Annotated in this window: 18 protein-coding genes; 5 read left to right on the plus strand and 13 right to left on the minus strand. The window is 60.5% G+C overall.

Annotation, left to right across the window (positions count from 1 at the left end):
• The 9 genes from FJ320_08150 to FJ320_08190 form a co-directional block, all read right to left on the minus strand.
• The coding region (locus FJ320_08150; protein ID MBM3925943.1) for a CoA transferase at positions 1 to 660 on the minus strand (660 nt) is incomplete at its 3' end.
• A 272-nt stretch (positions 661 to 932) separates the two neighbouring features.
• Positions 933 to 2,135, minus strand: a complete 1,203-nt coding sequence (locus FJ320_08155) for a CoA transferase (GenBank protein MBM3925944.1) — start codon at positions 2,133 to 2,135, stop codon at positions 933 to 935.
• Positions 2,136 to 2,230: 95 nt separating this feature from the next.
• A complete protein-coding gene (locus FJ320_08160) occupies positions 2,231 to 3,334 on the minus strand; it encodes an acyl-CoA dehydrogenase (protein MBM3925945.1) in 1,104 nt (367 codons plus the stop codon).
• 329 nt (positions 3,335 to 3,663) lie between these two features.
• Positions 3,664 to 4,830 carry a hypothetical protein gene (locus FJ320_08165; GenBank protein ID MBM3925946.1) on the minus strand — a complete coding sequence of 389 codons (1,167 nt, stop codon included), beginning with the start codon at positions 4,828 to 4,830 and terminating at the stop codon, positions 3,664 to 3,666.
• A gap of 79 nt (positions 4,831 to 4,909) precedes the next feature.
• Positions 4,910 to 5,596, minus strand: a complete 687-nt coding sequence (locus FJ320_08170; protein ID MBM3925947.1) for a sterol desaturase family protein — start codon at positions 5,594 to 5,596, stop codon at positions 4,910 to 4,912.
• Between the two features lie 92 nt (positions 5,597 to 5,688).
• Positions 5,689 to 6,669 (minus strand): xanthine dehydrogenase family protein subunit M, encoded by a 981-nt coding sequence (locus FJ320_08175; protein ID MBM3925948.1) that lies wholly within the window; start codon positions 6,667 to 6,669, stop codon positions 5,689 to 5,691.
• Positions 6,669 to 6,875 carry a type II toxin-antitoxin system HicB family antitoxin gene (locus tag FJ320_08180; GenBank protein ID MBM3925949.1) on the minus strand — a complete coding sequence of 69 codons (207 nt, stop codon included), beginning with the start codon at positions 6,873 to 6,875 and terminating at the stop codon, positions 6,669 to 6,671. The genes FJ320_08175 and FJ320_08180 overlap by 1 nt, the downstream gene beginning before the upstream one ends.
• 15 nt (positions 6,876 to 6,890) lie before the next feature.
• Positions 6,891 to 9,176: a xanthine dehydrogenase family protein molybdopterin-binding subunit gene (locus FJ320_08185; protein ID MBM3925950.1), complete on the minus strand. Its 2,286-nt coding sequence runs from the start codon at positions 9,174 to 9,176 to the stop codon at positions 6,891 to 6,893.
• Between the two features lie 270 nt (positions 9,177 to 9,446).
• Complete coding sequence (locus tag FJ320_08190; GenBank protein ID MBM3925951.1) at positions 9,447 to 9,926, minus strand: (2Fe-2S)-binding protein; 480 nt, start codon at positions 9,924 to 9,926, stop codon at positions 9,447 to 9,449.
• 142 nt (positions 9,927 to 10,068) lie between these two features.
• On the opposite strand from FJ320_08190, the gene FJ320_08195 reads away from it, so the two are divergent.
• The 5 genes from FJ320_08195 (at position 10,069) to gatA (ending at position 14,729) form a co-directional block, all read left to right on the plus strand.
• A complete protein-coding gene (locus FJ320_08195) occupies positions 10,069 to 11,034 on the plus strand; it encodes a hypothetical protein (GenBank protein MBM3925952.1) in 966 nt (321 codons plus the stop codon).
• A 54-nt stretch (positions 11,035 to 11,088) separates the two neighbouring features.
• On the plus strand, positions 11,089 to 11,862 hold the full coding sequence (locus tag FJ320_08200; protein MBM3925953.1) for a 2,4-dihydroxyhept-2-ene-1,7-dioic acid aldolase: 774 nt from the start codon (positions 11,089 to 11,091) through the stop codon (positions 11,860 to 11,862).
• A gap of 30 nt (positions 11,863 to 11,892) precedes the next feature.
• Positions 11,893 to 12,150 (plus strand): hypothetical protein, encoded by a 258-nt coding sequence (locus FJ320_08205; protein ID MBM3925954.1) that lies wholly within the window; start codon positions 11,893 to 11,895, stop codon positions 12,148 to 12,150.
• Between the two features lie 65 nt (positions 12,151 to 12,215).
• Positions 12,216 to 13,274, plus strand: coding sequence for a hypothetical protein (locus FJ320_08210; GenBank protein MBM3925955.1), 1,059 nt, complete (start codon positions 12,216 to 12,218; stop codon positions 13,272 to 13,274).
• Positions 13,275 to 13,298: 24 nt separating this feature from the next.
• Positions 13,299 to 14,729, plus strand: a complete 1,431-nt coding sequence (gene gatA, locus FJ320_08215; protein ID MBM3925956.1) for an Asp-tRNA(Asn)/Glu-tRNA(Gln) amidotransferase subunit GatA — start codon at positions 13,299 to 13,301, stop codon at positions 14,727 to 14,729.
• Positions 14,730 to 14,745: 16 nt separating this feature from the next.
• Here gatA and FJ320_08220 read toward each other — a convergent pair whose 3' ends face one another.
• The 4 genes from FJ320_08220 to FJ320_08235 form a co-directional block, all read right to left on the minus strand.
• Positions 14,746 to 15,051, minus strand: coding sequence for a hypothetical protein (locus FJ320_08220; GenBank protein ID MBM3925957.1), 306 nt, complete (start codon positions 15,049 to 15,051; stop codon positions 14,746 to 14,748).
• A 364-nt stretch (positions 15,052 to 15,415) separates the two neighbouring features.
• Positions 15,416 to 16,714 (minus strand): hypothetical protein, encoded by a 1,299-nt coding sequence (locus tag FJ320_08225; protein ID MBM3925958.1) that lies wholly within the window; start codon positions 16,712 to 16,714, stop codon positions 15,416 to 15,418.
• 160 nt (positions 16,715 to 16,874) lie between these two features.
• On the minus strand, positions 16,875 to 17,930 hold the full coding sequence (rmuC, locus tag FJ320_08230) for a DNA recombination protein RmuC (protein MBM3925959.1): 1,056 nt from the start codon (positions 17,928 to 17,930) through the stop codon (positions 16,875 to 16,877).
• 36 nt (positions 17,931 to 17,966) lie between these two features.
• Positions 17,967 to 18,914 (minus strand): hypothetical protein, encoded by a 948-nt coding sequence (locus tag FJ320_08235; protein ID MBM3925960.1) that lies wholly within the window; start codon positions 18,912 to 18,914, stop codon positions 17,967 to 17,969.
• Positions 18,915 to 18,994: the final 80 nt, after the last annotated feature.

An 18,994-nucleotide genomic window follows, 5' to 3' on the forward strand; every position in this document is an offset into this window, starting at 1 on the left:
TGACATATCGATCCACTGGCCTTTACCTGTGCGGCGTCGATGGTGCAGGGCGGCGAGGATGGCGAAGCAGCCGGCGACGGCGCCGACGGCGTCGCTGTGCTGGATGATGGGAGTGGTGGAGGAGTCGGTGTCGGGGTAGCCGCGCATGGCGTGGTGGCCGGTGAAGCCGTCCAGGGCGCTGCCCAGGGCGGCGTAGCCCCTGTAAGGGCCTTGCGTTCCCCAGCCGCTCATGTGCAGGACGATGATATCAGGCTTGATTTTGGACAGCGATGGATAGTCGATGCCCAATTTGGCGGCGACGCCGGCGCTGAAGGACTCGGAGGCGACGTCGGCGCGCTGGACGAGGCGCTGGAGGATTTCCATGCCTTTTGGTTTGGTGATGTTGAGGGTGACGCCCAGCTTGTTTCGATTGACCATGTTGTGGAGGGCGGAGCGGTCCCACGGGCGGGGCTTGTCAGGGTTGTTGTCGCTGTAGCCGATGGCGAGACCTTTGAGGCGGGTGAGGGAGGGACGGGGAAAGGACTCGACCTTGATTACGGTGGCGCCCAGGTCGCCAAGGAGGGAGTTGCACATGGGGCCGGCCCAGACCTCAGTGAGGTCTAATGCGATGACGCCGTCCAGGGGGAGAGGGCGCTGGTTGGTTTGGGGCTTTGTACCCATATCAACATCCGCCCATTAGAGGGGAAGAGAAGGAAAATAGACAGTATGACAGGTGGCATTGATAAAGTGTCGAGTCCACAGGGTTTACCCCTCAACTCTCCACGGCGAGTCTTCGACCTGCGCCTTCTCCCACAAGGGGAGAAGGAGTAATTTCGAGGCCAAGCGGGGCGCTGCCGTGGTAACCGAACTAGGGTTCAAACAGACCAGATTCCTCGACTGCGTACCGATGAGTACATCGGCACTTCGCTCGGAATGACATATTGGGTAGGTGGTCATATAACACCGTGAGCCCGGAGGCGGGCTAGGTCGCCGGTGGTGTAGCCGAGGGTGGCGTAAACCTCGGCGTTATGCTGGCCGAGGAGTGGTGCGGGACGGCGGAGGGACCAGGGTGTGCCATGCATTTTGGCGGGCGCGCCGGTGACGGGGAGACTGCCGGCTTTGGGATGTTCCGTGCGGGTGAAATAGCCACGCTCAACGAGCTGGGGGTCCTTCATCAAATCGTCCCAGTTGTTGATGGGAGCGCACATGACTCGGTATGCCTGGCAGGTCTCGAAGATCTCCTGCTTGGTGTGCTGCAGTGTCCATTCTAAGAAGATTTCTTCAAAGGCCTCGGCGTTTCGAGTGCGCTCGGCGTTGGCGGCGAATCGGGGGTCTTTATAGATGTCGGCGCGGCCCATGGCGTCGCAGAGGCGGCGGAAGTAGCGGTCGTAGCCGACGCCAAAGACCACGTAGCCGTCGGCGCAGGGGTAGGCGCCCTGGGGGATGCCGCCGGGCCATTTGCTGCGGGGCGTCTTGTTGCCGGTGTATTCGTAAAAGAGAGGCCGGTTGTCCACATTCCCCAACAGGGCCTCCAGGGCTGACACGTCCACCTGCTGGCCGATGGCCTGGACTCGCGCGGCGAAAAGTGCGCCCATGCCCGCGGCGGCGGCGGTGACAGCGACCTGGTACCAGATGACATCGAGGGCGTAGGGTAGAGGCTCGCGGTCAGGCTGGCCGTGGGAGTACATGCGGCCACTCATGGCAAAGACGCCCGCGTCAGTGGCGATGAAGTCTTTGTAGGGACCGGTCTGGCCGAAAGGGGATATGGAGAGCATGACGAGGGCTGGGTTTAGCTTCTCCAGGTCTTTATAGCCGAGACCTAGGCTTGCCAGATGACCCGGCTTGAAACCCTCGACCAGGATATCAACGTCCTTGACCAGCCTCTTGAGAATTTCGCGACCGGCGGGTTGAGTGATATCCAGGGTTATGCCGCGTTTGTTGGCGTTGATGTGGAGGTGGAGGCCGCTGGTTTCGGGGTTGGGGAGGTCATCGGGAAAGGGGCCGGCCTTACGGGAGGAGTCGCCGTGGAAGGGAGGCTCGATTTTCAGGACATCGGCGCCGTAGTCAGCCAGGAGGCGGGCGCAGTAGCCGCCGGCGACGCCGTCGCTGAGGTCAAGGACGCGCACGTCGGAAAGGGCTTGCTGTGGGGGATTCAACTGGAGCTATTCTACCCTCACCCTTCGACAGGCTCAGGGTGAGGGGATTTGTATCTTATCTTGCTACCAAACAGGTGAGGGAAAAACATGGATATTTAGAGGCCCATTTGATCGGCGACGCGGCCCAGGTGGTAGGTGGAGTTGCCCATGGAGGACTCGGCCAGCTTGTTGCGGGAGCTGTAGAGCTGCATGTCGTGTTCGACGGTGTAGGAGTAGCCAGCGAAGATGCCGTGGCCGACGAAGGTGGAGTAGCGGCTCATCTCGTTGCACTTGGCTTTGGCCAGGGACACTTCTTCGACGCAGGGACGGCCTTCCAGCATGGCCGCGGCGGCGTTGTAGACGAGGAGGCTGGCGGCGTCGATGGCGACGCGGAGGTCAGCGCACTGGTGCTGCACGGCCTGGAAGGCTCCGATGGGCCGCCCGAATTGGACCCGTGTCTTGCCGTAGTCCACCACCAATTCGAGGATTTTTTGGGCGCGGCCCAGCATTTCGCCGCAGCCGCAGAGGGCAGCGTAGTCGAGCATTCGGCGGAAGGGCTCGATGCCACTGGCGATGACGTTGTCGGCGCTGACCTTGACGTTTTTGAAAAAGACCTGGCATCGAGGGTCGTTGGCGACGCTTTTGAGGGGCTTGACGGTGATGCCGGGGGCTTTGGACTCGACGATGCTGAAGGTCAGGCCCTTCTCTCCTTGAGCGCCGATGATCATATAGTCCACCGACGCGCCGAAGGGAACGGTGAACTTGGAGCCGTTGGCGACGTAGCCCTTGCCGTCGTGCTTGATAGTGGTGGTAATGGGGGTGGACATGGTGATGCCAGCCTCGGCGTAAGCGACGGCGAAGACGGCCTGGCCGCTAGCCATGATTGGGAGCCATTTTTGCTTCTGGGCGTCGCTGCCGGCGTTGAGGATAAGCTGGCCGCATCGGACGGAGGAGGAGAGGATAGGGCTGGGGAGCAGGGCGCGGCCTATCTCTTCCATGAGGACGACCTGGTCGATGATAGTGCCGTCGCCGCCGCCGTACCGGGAGGGGAGGCCAAGGCCCACCCAGCCCAGGTCGGCCATTTTGCGCCAGAGGTCGGGGGAGTAGCCGCGGTCGGTTTTCTCAAGGGCGCGGACCAGGGTGGCGGGGCACTCTTTTTCCAGGAAGTCACGGGCGGAGGCGCGCAGCATGTCTTGAGCTTGGTCATGGGCTAGGTCCAAGGGTGGCTCCTTATCCAGATGATAGGGAGAGGACAGCCCTCACCCATCCCCTGACCTCCCATCTTAATCTTCCCCCTCAAGGGGGGGAAGAGACCAGAAGGAGAGGGCCCGACCCTTCCCACGCTGGTGGGAAGCGGCATTGATAAAGGGTCGTAGTGCTAGGGTTTCACCCTCTCTTCCTTCGACCAGGCTCAGGACGCGTCTGTTCTCCCCCATCAAGGGGGAGAAGGTAATATGGGTGCCGCGGCACCGCGTTGGTCGCCAGCCAACGACATGAGTGTATATGTGCAATTTAGAAGGGCTCAGGTGATTCATGGTTCCTTGGCAAACTACCTTGGCAGGCCCAGGCCGCGCTGGGCGATAATGTTTCGATGGACTTCCATGGTGCCTGCGCCGTGAAGGTGAAGGGCCTCGCGGCTGAGGCCTTCGATGGCGCCTTGGAGGGGCGCCAGGTCGCAGTCGGGCGTGAGGGTGCCATAGAAACCGAGGATTTCTAATGCCGCCTGAGAAAACTTGAATCGGACGTCGGTGCCGTGGAGGAAGGCGATGGATGCCTCAGCGTTGGGGACCTGGCCTCGAGACTGCATCCAGGCGACTTTCCAGCACAACCACTTCCAGGTCTCGAAGTTCATTTTGGACTCGGCCAGCTTTTGCCGGACGATGGGATTCTCGGATAAGGCCTTGCCGTTGTCTCGCGTGTTCTTGCAGAGCTCGACGAAGTCGTCGAAGGCGCGGCGGGTGCGGGCGTACCGCTCCAGGCCGGCGCGCTCGTAGTCCAGGGTGGTCATGGCGTAGTACCAGCCCTGGTTCTCGTCACCGATGAGGCAGGAGCGAGGCACGCGGACGTTGTCGAAAAAGGTCTGGGCGGCGAATTCGCCGTTGATGAAAGGAAGGTCTTGGAAGGTGATGCCTGAAGTTTTACAGTCCACTATGAAAAGACTGATACCCTTGTGCTTGGGGAGGTCGGGGTTGGTGCGGGCCAGGAGGTAGATGTAGTCGGCGTGGAGGTAGTAGCTGGTAAAAATCTTGGAGCCGTTGAGGATATAGTCGTCGCCGTCCTTGTCGGCCCTCATCTGGAGCCCGGCGAGGTCGGAGCCGGCGTCGGGCTCGCTAAAGCCCTGACAGTAGTCCACGTCGGTGCTGGCGATAGGGCGGAGGTACTTAATCTTCTGTTCCTCGCTGCCGAAGCGCATAAGGGCAGGGCCGGCGAAGTTGAGGCTGGTGATGCAGACTCGCGGGACGCGATGGTAGCCGATTTGCTCATCGAAGATAGACTGCTCGACGAAGGTCTTGCCGCCACCGCCGTATTCTTCAGGCCAGCCGATGGTGGGCCAACGACGCCCGGCCATCTTCTTGTAAAGCTGCCGTCCGAACTGGTACTGCTCATTAGACCAGGTCCCGAAGACGGTCCTCGTTTCTGGCGGCACTTCCTGGTCTAGAAAATCGGACAGCTCTTGTCGGAAACGAGACTGTTCCTCAGTAAATTGAAAACGCACGGGCGGCCAGACCTGCTATTAAGAGTGATGGGATTATACAGAGGCAGGTTTGGAGGGGGCAACCCGAGGGGAAGTAAGGCTAGGCGCCAGCGAACCTCGCGTACTTGAAAAGGCGCTTCTGGAGGAACCGCATCGCCATCCATGTCTCCAAGGCCATTTTCCTGGGCAAGGCCAGCCTGGAGGGCTTGCGATCTTTAGGGAGGTAGCCGACCTTTTGAGTAATGGTGACCGCGTCCGGCCGGGCGCAGGAGCGTCGTGTTCCGAAGACGTAGTCGGCGATGGGGATGAACACGTTCAGGTTGGTGAAATGCTTTCGATGGTGCTGGAGGTGGTGGTCGTTGAGCCATCGATAATATGGGAGGCGCTCAATCAATCGGCCTTGTGGCACGTGCATGCAGTAGTGGAGGTACTCATAGGAGGCCTGGTAGAAGACGCAGGCGGTGAACATACCTACAGCCGCCGACATGCCGAATTGGAAATAGAGGACGATCATAAAGGGGATGTGGACGATGGGGATGATGGGCATGGCCCACCAAGCCAGGGTCACTTCCTGGGGGTCGCGGTCGCCGACAGCGTAGGACGTGTCGCCCTGATAAATTTTGTGGTGGACTTTGGCATGGCCTTTGAAGAAGTGGGTGACGCCCCAGGTGGGCAGGTGCATGAAGTAGCGATGGAAGATCCATTCTAGGAAACTTCCGTATACAAGCGTGGCGGCAAAGGCCGCTATAAAAGCTATTACCAATTCACTGCCTGTGAAAGAGTTCACACATTATATGGCGCAGGCAAGCTGTTTTGCTAGGTTTTCATTACGCAAAACAGGGTCTCTTTCAAATTATAAGCTAAGTTGGTAAGTCTTGGTTAACGTCCTAGCAAATTGTCGAGAGCGCTGCGGACGAGATTGCCAGCCAGGGTGACCTTGTACGCGTTGTCGCGCATAGGCCGCGCGCCAGCCACTGCCAACTCGCCGACGTGCTGAGGGTCTATATCTGAAACGCGCCGTCCCGCAAGAATCTCCTCCGCCCTTCGGGCGCGATGAGGGGTGGGCGCCACGCCTCCCAGGACGATGCGAGCGTGCCTGACCGTGTCTCTATCCAGCGACGCCAAGGCGGCGACAGAAGCCATGGCGAAATCCTCCCCTTGCCTCTCCCGGGCTTTGAGATAGACGCTGCGGCTGTTGGGCATAGGCGAGGGGAGATTGACATAGGCAACGAGGTCGCCTGGGCTGAGGACGTTTTCCTGGGTCATGCGCTGCCGAGGGCCGACGAAGAAGTCCTCCAGGGACAGGGCGCGAAGGCCAGCCGTTCCGTGAATTTCAATGGACGCACCGGCAGCAATGAGGGCGGGGGCGAGGTCTGAGGGGTGGACGATGTAACAGCCCGCGCCGCCGAGGATGGCCAGGTTTTTGTTGTAGCCGTTGACGGCATAGCAGACCTTGCCGCCTTTCTTGAGGCAGCGAAAGAGAGGATGGCGATAGTACCAGCATCGAGGGCGCTGGCAGAGGTTGCCGCCCAGGGTAGCTGTGTTTCGGATTTGGGGCGTGGCGGTGACGGAGGCGGCCTGGGCGATGAGGGGGTAGGCCTGGGCGAGGGCTGGGTTGTGGGCGATTTGGGTTAGGGTGACGGCAGCGCCTAATCGGAAGGCGCCGCTGGTATATGAAATGGTTTGTAGAGGTTTTAGAGACGCAAGAGAGATAAGGCGGTGGGGCCGGAGGAGGCCGTCCTTGAGTTCGGAGAGGAGGTCAGTGCCGCCGGCGATAGGCCGTGTATGGGCAGGATCGTCGGCCAGGAGGCGGGAGGCGTCCTTGAGGGAGCGAGGCTGTATGTACTCGAAGGGGTGCATTAGATAGGGATTTCTACATGGAAGATTTTACCCTTAGTTGTAACCTTTGCTGGAGATGGCTCCAAGTACAGAGCAATGGCCTCTTTGATGTTCCTGAGGGCCTCTTCTTCTGTATCTCCTGCACTAGTACACCCAGGCAACTCAGGGCAATATGCAGCGTATCCCCTCACCTTAGAGTCGTATTCAATTACAACGCGTACTTTCATGTAAGCGTCCTATTCTTAGACGTCTCTACCCGCCAGCGCCTTCAGCACCTTGTCTGGTGTTATAGGCACCTCGCGGAAGCGGAGGCCGGTGGCGTCGTGGAGGGCGTTGGCGACGGCGGCGGCCACGGGGACGCTGGGCGGCTCGCCCAACGCCTTGGCGCCGAAGGGGGCCAGCGAGTCGTTGGTCTCGACGAAGATGACCTCCATAGAATCGGGGTATTCGGAAATAGTCGGGCACTTGTGCTCCAGGAAGCTGCCGTTAAGGGTGATGCCGGAGGCCTCGTCGGTGACTACTTCTTCCAGCAGCGCCAGGCCCAGCATCTGCGAAACGCCGCCCTCCACCTGGTTCAGCGCGGTGTTTCGATTTATTATTCGGCCAGAGTCGTGGGCGGCGACGTAGCGGACGACTTTTATGTGTCCCGTGGCCTCATCGACCTCCACCTGGCAGAAGTGGGCGGCGAAGGAGTTGATAATGTAGTCCTTGCTGCCGGGGACGATGGTGGCGGTGGACTCTATGGCGGCATCTGGCATTCGCCGCAGCAGGTCTTTCAACGATAGGCTTCGCGACGGCTGGGCTTTGACGAAAACTCGGCTTTTCTTGATATCCAGCTCCTCGGCGGGCGATTCCAGGAGGGTGGAGGCGACTTCCAGCAGCTTTTGCTTAATATCATTGGCGGCTTTTTGGACGGCGAGGCCTGCCGAGAAGGTGGCGGTGGAGCCGGCGGTGATGGGCGCGTCGGGGGTGGCGTCCGAATCGCCGGCGATTAGCTCTATATCCTCGAACCAGCTGCCCAGGGCCTCGGCGGCCATCTGGGGTAGGACGGTGTGCGAACCCTCGCCCACGTCCATGACGCCGGTTATGAGTTGTATGCGGCCGTCTCGATGGACGGTGACTTTGGATGAGGTGTCGCGGCCAGGGCCGCCTCGATAGATGCACATGGCGACGCCGGCGCCACGTCTCGTGCCCTTCGGCGCGGCCTTCTTCCAAGCCTCGCGCTGCTTCCAGCCGATGGCCTTAGCGCCGCGCTTCAAGCATTCCCGCAAGCCGTGGCTGGAGAAGGGGACGCCTCCTTCGACGGGCTGCGTGTCGATGATGGCGTCGGGCGGGGACTGGCGCCGGCCGGGCTGGCCTTCAGGGCCGACGTGGTTTTTCAGCCGGAACTCCAGGGGATCAATGCCTAGCGATTCGGCCACCTGGTCCATCATGGCCTCGAGGGCGAAGTGGCCCTGGGGCGCGCCGAGGCCCCGGTAGGAGCCGCCGGTGGGTCGGTTGGTGTAGGCGAGCCAGCCCTCGAAGCGCACGTTGGGGCATCGGTAGAGGTAGATGGAACCCTGGGCGGAGCGGCGCAGCACGCCGTTGCCCGAGGCCAGATATGCGCCCTTGTTCATCACCGTGCGGTTGGATACGGCGATAATTGTGCCGTCGCGCTTGACGCCGACCTTGATAGTAATGTCGGCGGCGTGACGGACTCGACCGGCGACAAACTCGTCGTAGCGGCTATATTCGAGGCGGACGGGCCGTTGGGCCTTGCGGGCGAGGATAGCGGCGAGGATGCTGCATCGAGACTCGTCCTTGTTCCCATAGCCCGCGCCCAGGGGTGGGCCGACGACGTGTATGCTGGCGGCGGGGATGCCCAGGGCCTGGGCCAGCATGTCGCGGTCCTGGTGGACGCCGCGGCTGGTCTTCCAGACTGTGAGGCGGCCGCCTTCCCAGGCGGCCAGGGCGGCGCGAGGTTCCAGAGGCGCCGGCGAGTGGCTGTTAAATCGAAAGGTCTCTTCAAAAATAATGTCGGCCTGCTTAAAGCCCTCCTCCACATCGCCACGGGCCACCACCATAGGCTTGCCGCTCCATAGATTGCCCTCGGGGTGAAGCTGCGGCGCGCCGGGCTTCAGGGCCTCATGGGCGTCGGTGACGAAAGGGAGGACTTTGTACTGGACTTTGATTAAATCCAGGGTGGCCTGGGCGGCGGCCTCGTCTTCGGCGGCGACGGCGGCGATCTCGTCGCCGACCAGACGGACACGCGTGTCCAGGACTCGCAGGTCGGGTGCAATGCGGCGCTGGGATTCGGGGTCGAAGGGAGTGAGGATGGCGTGGACGCCTGGGAGGTTCAGGGCGGCGGAGGTATCGATGGACACGATCTCGGCGTGGGGGTGGGGGCTGCGGAGGATGGCGGCGTGGAGCATGCCGGGGAGCTTGATGTCGCCGGCATAGCGGAGCTGGCCGGTGAGCTTCTCCCGCAGGCCGTGGCGAGGGACGGACTGGCCGATGAGGGAGGGGGCTGCCATGGCGGGACCTAACATCCTTGCCTATCCTTTTCCTTCGAGTGTGTAATATGAACTACGTTTCTTGTTCTCATTCGGGATACCATCCCCTGGCCCCTTCCTGCTGGAAGGGGAATGAATAAGTAGGATCACCTCATCACCCTCTAACTCCCTCTTCTCCTTTGCAATAGGAGAAGAGGGAGAACCAGATGGGTTCCCCCGCCCCGCCTGACCTAAAGAAGCGTGGTTTTTCATAAGCCAAGCCCTTGATTAAAGGATAAGAAAAGGGCCGTTCACGATTGAAAACACTTAGGATGCTCGGCCTCCGCCGGAATGACGTACCGCAAGGGCGGCGGCCTGGACGCCCGCGATGATCCTGCCATAAGCATTGCAGCGGCAGATGTTGCCGGCCAGGGCTTCTCGGATGGCGGGCTCGGTGGGGCTGGGGTTGCGCTGGAGGAGGGCGTAGGCGGACATCACGAAGCCGGGAGTGCAGTAGCCGCACTGGCCTGAGTCGGCCTCGAGCATCGCCTGCTGAAGGGGGTGGAGTGCGCCGTCTTGGGACAGGGCTTCGACGGTAGTGATTTCGTGGCCTTTAGCCTGGAGGGCCAGCATCTGGCAGGCGTAGACGGGCTGGCCGTCGAGGAGGACGGTGCAGGCGCCGCACTCACCGCGGTCGCAGCCGCGTTTGGCGCCGGTAAGGTCCAGGGAGTCGCGGAGGAGGTCCAGGAGGGTCCAGTGGTGGGCGGCTTTAATTCGCCGACGCCGGCCGTTGACCGTCAGGTTTATAGCGGAGGTGTGAGGCTGCTGTGGCGTAGAGGACACGGCGGAATTTTATCATCCTGCCGATACTAGAGGAATGGCCCAAATTGACACGTGCTAACCGCCGACGTAGGATTAGGCACAATCCGAGGTAGGCGAGGAGGACTCGATGGCCGTCACCCTAGGCAGCGGAGCATTTTCATACGAGATCGTTGAAGGCTGGCCCAAGATACCGTCGGGGATGTCCCTGGGGGACGTGGCCGGCGCGGTGGTGGACTCCAAGAACAACATCTACCTGTACACCCGAGGCGAAAACCCGGTGGTGGTCTTCGACCAGCAGGGCAACTACAAGACTACCTGGGGCAAGGGCGTCTTCGGCGGCACCCACGGCATCGCCATCGCGCCCGACGATTCGATCTACTGCACCGACACCCGGCAGCATGTTATCAGGAAGTTCACGCCGGAGGGCAAGCTGCTGATGACCCTTGGCGGCCCCGCCGACCGGTTTAGCGGCGTGCCGTTTAATCGTCCTGCGCATCTGGCGATTTCGCCCAAGTCCGGCGACTTATTTGTGGCCGACGGCTACGGCAACGCGCGGGTGCATCGATTCAGCCCCGAGGGCAAGCTTATGTACTCCTGGGGGGAGCCTGGGACCCAGCCCGGGCAGTTCATCGTGCCCCACAACATCGTGGTGGACAGGGACGAGACAGTGATTGTGGCGGACAGGGAGAACCATCGCGTACAGGTCTTCGACGCCAAGGGCAAGCTGCAAGGCATTTGGGACAACATCTGGCGGGCCGCCGGACTGGACATGGACGACCAGGGCAACATCTACGTGGCCGAGATGCCGCCGCATGTCTATATCCTCGACGCGCCGGGAGTGGGCCACGCCGTCAGCATTTATGACAAGAAGGGTAAGTTGAAGGTTCGTCTCGGTGACCGCAAGATAGGTGAGGAGTCCGGCCAATTCACCGCGCCCCACGGCATCGCCGTCGATTCCAAAGGTGACCTGTACGTCTGCGAGATGCCGCAGAACAACATGGGCGCCGAGTGGATGGACAACGCCAAGAAAAATCGAAAGCCGGGCCAGCCTAAGGACGTACGGACTATCGTCAAGCTGGCAAAGAAGAAGTAGAAGAAGGGGCCGATTGCAGAATCGGCCCCTGAATTTTTAATCGGGAGGCTGCATTTGAAGAAGAACAAGATTAAGGAGATGTGGAAGCAGGGGAAGCCGGGCGTCATGGCCTGGTGCGCCACGGGCAACGCCTACGTGGCCGAGCTTATGGCTAACGCGGGCTATGACGGCGTGGTCATCGACTGGCAGCATGGCGTCGGGGTCAGCCAGGAGAACGTGGTGTCCTGCATCCAGGCCATCGGCAACACCGACGCTGTGCCCATGGTTCGCCTGCCGAAGAACGACCCCTACTACATCTCCTACGTCCTCGATGCCGGCGCCATGGGCGTGATAGTGCCGATGGTGAACTCGAAGGACGACGCCGAGAAGGCGGGGCGGTCCTGCCGCTACGCGCCCAGGGGCATCCGCAGCATCGCCGCCGTCCGTCCGATGCTGGCCTATGGTATGGACGATTATGTTAAGAATGCCAACGACGAGGTTATCTGCCTGGTGATGGTGGAGACCAGGACGTCGCTGGAGAACGTCGAAAGCATTGCCAAGGCGCCGGAGATAGACGGGCTGTACATTGGCCCCAGCGACCTGTCGCTGGACATGGGGGTGCCCCTCACCGGCTGGGCCAACGACGAGCGGCACGTGGCGGCGGTGAACCGCATATTCAAGGCAGCTAAGGATGCCCGGGTGGTCGCGTGCCACCACGGCGCGGGGCCGGCGGAGTCGGCCAAGTTTATCAAGATGGGGTCGATGATGTGCCAGATAGGCAGCGACACGCGCATGTTGACCGCAAGCTGCGCCGCGTCGCTGAAGGCGTACCGAGAAGGAATAAAGTAGGCTAAGTTTTATTTTTATTGGAGTGTAACTATGGCAACCAAGGCCCAAGGCAAGACTGCATCCAAGAGCCGGAGCAACGGTCGAAATCGAACGCCTGCTCAAATAAAAGCGTATAACGATTTCATCGACAAGGTGACTTGCGACGAGATTTTCAGAGAGCTGGTAACGCAGGACCCGAAGGGCGTGCTGGCCCGCTACGACCTGGCGTCGGACGATCTCCAGGCCATCAAATCGGCGCCGGCATGGGCCTGGCTTCGGGCCTTGTGGAAAGCGCCCAAGGACTGGTAATTCGGCGAACAGCTTTTCCAAGGGCCATAGTCCTCCAGAGCTGAAGCAGTTTTGGGGAGGTGAACATGGTTGCGGACGGCAAGAAGAGATACCTTTATGTTGGACTGGGCGGCGAGGGCGAGCACATTGGGTCGGGTGGGTTGTACCGTCGGAGAGACGGCGAACGGGAATGGGAAAGCATAAATTCCGGCTTGCCCAAGAACCCCCAGGTGAGGGCGCTGGCAGCGCATCCACAGAAACCGAACATCGTGTTTGCCGGTACTCAGGAAGGTCCCTATCGCAGCGATGACTTCGGCCACCGTTGGGAGCCGCTGGAGGTGCCTGGCGGTAAGGGCGACGTCTGGTCCCTGGCTTTCCATCCAAAGAACCCGAAGGTTATCTTTGCCGGCTATGAGCCTTGCGCCATTTTCTGCTCTGAGGACGGCGGGGACAGTTGGCGCCGGATGGATACCAGAAATGTCATATTCCCTCACATCACAACCTACATGCCGCCTTTGGGTAAGAGAGTTATCGAGATAGCTTTCGATCCTGTCCAGCCACAGGACATGTATGCAGCCATTGAAGTCGGAGGACTCCTGGCTAGTAAAGACGGCGGGGAAAGCTGGGAGTCTATAATCGACGGGCCGTATGTGAAAAACAACACGTTGGATTTACACGGGGTGCAGGTCAGCCCTGCCCTGCCAGGCACAGTATTCATTGTCACTCAAACAGCCATGTTTCGAAGCAGGGACCGAGGCCGGCGTTGGGAGCATGTACGGCTGGAAGAGATGTTTCCAGGAGGCACATACTGCCGCGACCTGGCGATCTCACCCCACGATTCAAGGACTATGTACCTGGCGGCTGGGGCTGGCGGCGGCTCGGCTATGGGCGCCGCTGAAAAGGGCGCGCTATTCCAAAGTCGCGACGCAGGGGGGACGTGGAGCCAAATAGGCCCGAATGTGGCGCCGACCAGCCGCATGTTCCAGGTGGCGGTTGATCCCCTGGACTCAGACCGCATTTTTTGTTGCGCTAGGGCTGGGCAAGTTTATGAGAGCCTAGACGGCGGCAACACCTGGGTTGAGGGCCAGGTGCCGGGAGAGATGTCTCGCAGCAGGCATGTATATGTAATGACGCGGGGTAGATAAGTCCAGTTAATAGAAGGGAACGTTATGAACAAGTCCGAGCTGCCCTATCTTTCGGCCACCGAGCTTTCGAAGCTGATGCGCTCCAAGAAGGTGTCGCCTGTCGAAGCGGCGGAGGCTTACCTGGAGCGCATCGACAAGATAAACCCAAAAGTCCACGCCTATATAACCGTCACAGGCGATATTGCCCTCAAGCAGGCGCGGCAGGCGGAGAAAGAGATTACGAAGGGCAACTGGCGCGGCCCTATGCACGGCGTCCCTTATGCGATGAAGGACCAGATCTGGACCAAAGGTATCCGCACCACCAATGCCTCCGATGTTCTGAAAGACTTTGTGCCAGATGACGATGCCACCGTGGTGACGAAGCTGCGGGACGCCGGCGCTGTCATGCTGGGCAAGCTGAACCTGGCGGAGTTTGCCGGCGGCGGCATCTTCAAGTTTCCATACGGCCAGCCTCGAAACCCCTGGAACCTGGAACACATCACCGGCGGCTCCAGCACCGGCTCCGGCGCGGCCACGGCGGCGTATCTGTGCGCTACGTCCCTGGGCGAGGATACGGGCGGTTCGATACGCTCACCGGCGTCTTTCTGTGGGCTGGTGGGGCTGCGACCCACGTGGAGCCGTATAAGCCAGCACGGCCTTTTTCGCTCCGCCTGGTCTATGGACACCATCGGCCCTATATCGCGGACGGTGGAAGACTGCGCGATGACCTTGGAGGCCATCGCGGGCAACGACTCCAAGGACCCGTATAGCAGCAACCAGTCTGTGCCCGCTTACGCTAAGCAATTAAACGGAAAGATTAAGGGCACTCGAGTAGGCATCGTTAAAGAGCTTCTTTATGACGAGTCCATCGAGCCGGTGGTTAGGAAGGGAGTGCTGGGCGTCGCCAAGAAACTGAAGGAGCTGGGCTGCGAGGTGGAGGAGGTGTCGGTGCCGACGCTGGACGCGGGCCACTCTTATCTAATCCAACTGGCCTTTAACCCGGCGGAGGTGTCGTCTCTGTACCGTCATCACATATTGAACAAGCTGGACGATTTTAATTACGACGTCCAGGTGCGGCTGCTCTTAGGCGCTATATGGCCTGCCCAGTGGTACTACAAAGGGCAGCGCTTGCGCGAGCAGCTCCGCTCCCAGGTGCTGGCCGCGTTCCAAAAGTACGACGTGCTAATCGGGGCCACCGACACGTGCGTCGCGCCAAAGATTACTCCCGGGAAGATGCCCGGCAGCAAGGAAAAGATGAAAGAGTCCGTGGTGTCGCCCGTGTTCCAGACGGTAGGCTTCGCGCTGGCGAGCGTTCCCGCCATGAGCGTGCCTTGCGGGTTTACTTCAGATAAGCCGGGCGGGCTGCCGCTGTCTTTCCAGATAGGCGGACGACCCTTCGACGAAGCTGCCATGCTGAACGTGGCATACGCTTATGAACAGTCGACAGGGTGGCATAAGCGAAGGCCGCCGATTTAGCTAGACTGCACGACGCTCAAGTCGTGTAAGGCTCGCCGGCGTCGTGGAAGAGCCGGACTACGGCAGGCTTTCGCAGCATGGAGGTTATTCTCTGCTCCTGCTCTCTGCGGAAAGGGGATTCCGACCAGGCGTTCCAGTAGTCCTCGGAGGCCCACACACTCAGGACCATAAATACTTTGGGGTTATCCACGGACCTCCACGTCTCGCCGTAAATATAGCCTTTAGTCCTCACGGCTTCGGTGCGCATGGAACGCAGCATGTCCCAGACGACTTCCTCGCTGCCTGTTTTGGCCCACCTTTCGATGAGGACTTTTGCCGTCACGCATCACCTCCCAGCGGGCAATTTTTATGTTAACAAGCAAGTCCGCAGCAATAATATGACAGCGGGCGGAGGTATTACAAAGCATGGGGGCTCTTGAGGGCTGAGGACGGGCGGCGCTGGTTCCGGGGTGTTGGCAATACTCGTTAAAAACTAGAGGTGCGGGACGTGGGTATGTAACGCCTGGCCTGGATGTGGTCTAGACAGGTTCCTCGACTACGTCTGAGTACAGACTCCGCTCGGAATGACAATTCGAGTTCTTATTCATTATTAATAGTCCTCGATTAACGCGAGGCGCTGAAAGGGGCAAAAGAAGAAGGCCCTCTTATTAGAGGGCCTTCTTTAATCGGTTTCTCTTGGCTTGGGTTTACGCTTCTTCGGGAGTCTTGCCTGCCATGGCGTCTTCCACGGGCGTGGTGACTATCCGATGTATCTTCTTTTTGAAGTCGCGGAGCATAAGGTCGCCGGCGGGGCCGTCGGGAACGGCGTTCTTCTTAAGCTGCTCCTTGAACTTCTCGAAGAGCACGTCCTCGGACTTGCCGTGGGGGATCTGGAAGAAGTCGCGGTCAAAGTGGGGCAGCTCGCCCGGGCCGTAGTAGCCCTTGCCTTCGATGTTGTAGCCTTCCAGCTCGTGGGTGCCCTTGCCCAGGATCTGGCCGTTGGTCTCCACATAGTGCTTCATGACGGCTGGCATGCCGTACTTCTGGACGGGGCAGACCTTCATGCAGATGCCGCAGCCGGAGTAGCGGGCCATAACGGGCCGGCAGTTTTCGTAGACCAGCTTGTGCTTCTGGACGCCCCTCCACCATACCTTGTCGCGCATGAGGGCTCGGCCGGGGCAGCGGTTGATGCACACCTGGCACTGCTCGCAGAACTTATGGATGCCGTAGTCGATGGGCTGGTCGTAGGTGACAATGGCGTCGGTGGTAATGACCAGCAGGCGGGCGCGGGAGCCGAAGTGGGGGGAAAGGAGCTGGCCGTTGGCGCCAAGCTGGCCCAGGCCCGCCGAAACGAACATGGGGATGTAGGCCGCACTGTTGTCGTTGGGACTGTGGATTTGAGCGTGATAGCCCAGGCTGCGAATGTAGTCGGCCAGGAGGAGGGCTTTCTGACTCATGGCGCGGTAGGTGCCGAAGTGGGTGAACTCGGCGAAGCTGCCGGGTATGGCCTGGGTGCGCTCGTAGTCCTGCTCATAGGCTACACAGACGGCGTGTTCAAACCTGGCCCATTTCTTCTTATAGGCGAAGGTGTAGCGGCGGTCGTAGCGAGTGATGCCGACCTCGCCGAAGCCCAATTCGCGGGCCTTCAGCTTGATCTCCGCGGTTATGTCCTTGCCGGACACAGGCTCGACGGTAGGCTCGATGTCGCCGGAGGCGCGGGCGGCGTCCACCAGGGGCTTCACCATTCGCTCGTGCTCGTGGTGGGCCTCCTCCTCCTCGGGGTGGTAGACGGTCCACACCCAGTTGCGGTCGGCGGTGTGAGTGACCGCCTGGCTTTCGAGGGGATACTTGCGGGAGTAAAAATCGACGTCAATAGAGTTTTCGACGGCGCCTGGTGTCGTCGCCAGCTCCTCAGCTACCGGGATTTCAACGTCCGGGTCGCCGAGAACGCGGCCAGGCCTGCTGACCACATGGTGCACCTTTTTCCGGGTGACCTTAGTGACCATCGCCCCTCCTCAAGCTCCAAAATTGGCCTCAGAATACGCCCATGCTGCCAGGTTGTCAAGAATCCATAGGACTATAAAAGGCTTAATTGACGACTAACTTACCGTCAGCGAAATAGTGTTGACAAATATAGACGGATTTCGCCGATATTCGGCTGACGATTTATGGTTCCCTATTTTCTAAGGGCGCGGCGGGAGGGAGACCTTGATTGGCTTGCGATGGGCTGGAGGCGGCCTGGAGGCTTATGAGGCTGGTCCGGACTTTGCTGAGATGCAGGGCCATATCGTCGCGGGAGTTGCTAAGGGACTTGATGGCCCTGGGCAGCCGGCCCTCCAACTCCTCTCGCACGGCTTCCAGGCTCTGCTGGCTGCATTGAAGGTAAGACTCCATTTTCTGCAAGTCAACGCTCTGGGAGGTCTTGAGGATGGTGTGGAACACCAGCAGAAGATAAGGAAGGAACATACTGTAGCTGATAATGGCGACGTTCATTTTGAGAGAATCGACCTGGATCTCGGCGCAGAGGTCGTAGGCCGCGTCCGGTATGGCGGCGACGCCGAAGCTCACGGTGAGGTTGGGGTCGACGTATTTTTTCACCTCGCGGGCCTTGGCGATGACGGCGCGCTGGATGTCCGACTTGAGCTTTTGCCGCTCGGCCATGTCCTGGCTGGCCACGAACTGCTCGATGAGGTTGGTGGCGGGCCATTTGCTGTCGACGGGGAGGATGTGGCCGTTGGGCAGCCGCAGGCCGAATTCGACAGCCTTGTTGCCGACGCGATAGTCCCGCACCTGCCATTCCGGCGGCAGCTTGGCGAAGACGGCATCCAGGATGTTTTCGCCGGCGCTGCCTTTGGACTGGGTGCCGGCGATGATGGACTCCAGGCGGCGGATGGATTCAGCGGTCTGCTGCTCTTGCTGCTGGCGCGCCCTGGCGTTGGCCTGGAGCTCCGTTAGGTCCGTCTTGGCTTTGGACAACTCCTGGCGGATGGCCTCGGCGGTGCCGGAGAGGCCTTGATTGGCCTGCCGCTGGTACTGCTCCACGCCGGACAGCCGCTCCGTGAGGCCCCGCAGCTCAGTTTGAATCCATGCCAGGGACTGAGTCAACTGAAGCAGTGACGTGTTGTCAGTGGAGGGCGGTGACTGCCTGCCCCTGGACGCCACAGCGAAGGCGATGGCCCCCACGGCGATGGCCCCCAGGGCCACCATCAGGACTATTTCCATCTGCCAGCTCCCGGCGGGCGTTATACAGGCTAGGGGTTAGGCTTTTCGAGCGAACTTCTGGTAACGCGCGCCCTTATTGACCTCGCCTACATATATATCACCCTTGGAGTCCAGGGCGATACCGTGGGGAGCGATGAATTTGCCGGGTTCCTGGCTCTTCTCGCCGCCCCACTTGGCCAGCACGTCGCCGTTCCAGGTGAGGACGGTGACAAAGTCGCCCAGGTCGGGCACGTAGAGGTTGCCGCCGGTGTCCACTACTACGTCGGTGGGGCGATGGAGATTTCCCCACTCCTTTACGTAAGTGCCATGGTCATCAAAGCATTGGATTCGATTGTTTTCGCGGTCGGCTACATAGACGCGGTCCTGGTTGTCCACAAAGATGCCGTGGGGCAACCGAAAGCGGCTGGGGCTGTCGCCCTTGCTGCCCCAGGAGTATTCGTAAGCGCCGTCGGAGGTGTAGTGATGGACACGGGCGTTGCCGTAACCGTCGGAGATATAAAGGCTGCCGGCGGAAGCGAAGGCCACGCCGGTGGGGCGGTTGAAGGGGCGGCCTTCTTCGATGGAGCCGTGCTTGCCGCGAGTGCCGATGGTCAGCAGCAGCTTGCCCTCGGGGCTGAGCTTGACGATGCAATGGGCGTCGCGGTCAGCGACCCAGATGGCCCCGTCGTCTGCGATGCGCACGCCGTGGGGGTCCTGGAGGATGCCTTCGCCCAGGCCGGTAATAAACTTTCCGTCGCGTTCGAAGACCAGGATGGGCGGCGTGCCGCGGTTGAGGATATAGACGCGGTCCTGTTTATCCACGGCCATGTGTGGGACCTGGCCCAGCGTAACGCTCTTGGGCAGCTTGCCCCAGCCCTTCACCAACTCGAACCGCATTTTTGTGGTCGTAGCCATGGCCCCTCCCATCAAAAAGTAAAAGTTAGCCTTTATTATCCACCCGAAAGCAAGCGGGCGCCCCTGAATGCCAGGGAAGGCGTTGGTCATAATATCGGTATCGTAGCGCTAGGGTTTCACCCCTCATCCTACGCCTTCTCCCACAGGGGGAGAAGGGATTTTCTCGGTGG

It is taken from the genome of SAR202 cluster bacterium (assembly GCA_016872285.1).
GTDB lineage: Bacteria > Chloroflexota > Dehalococcoidia > Lucifugimonadales.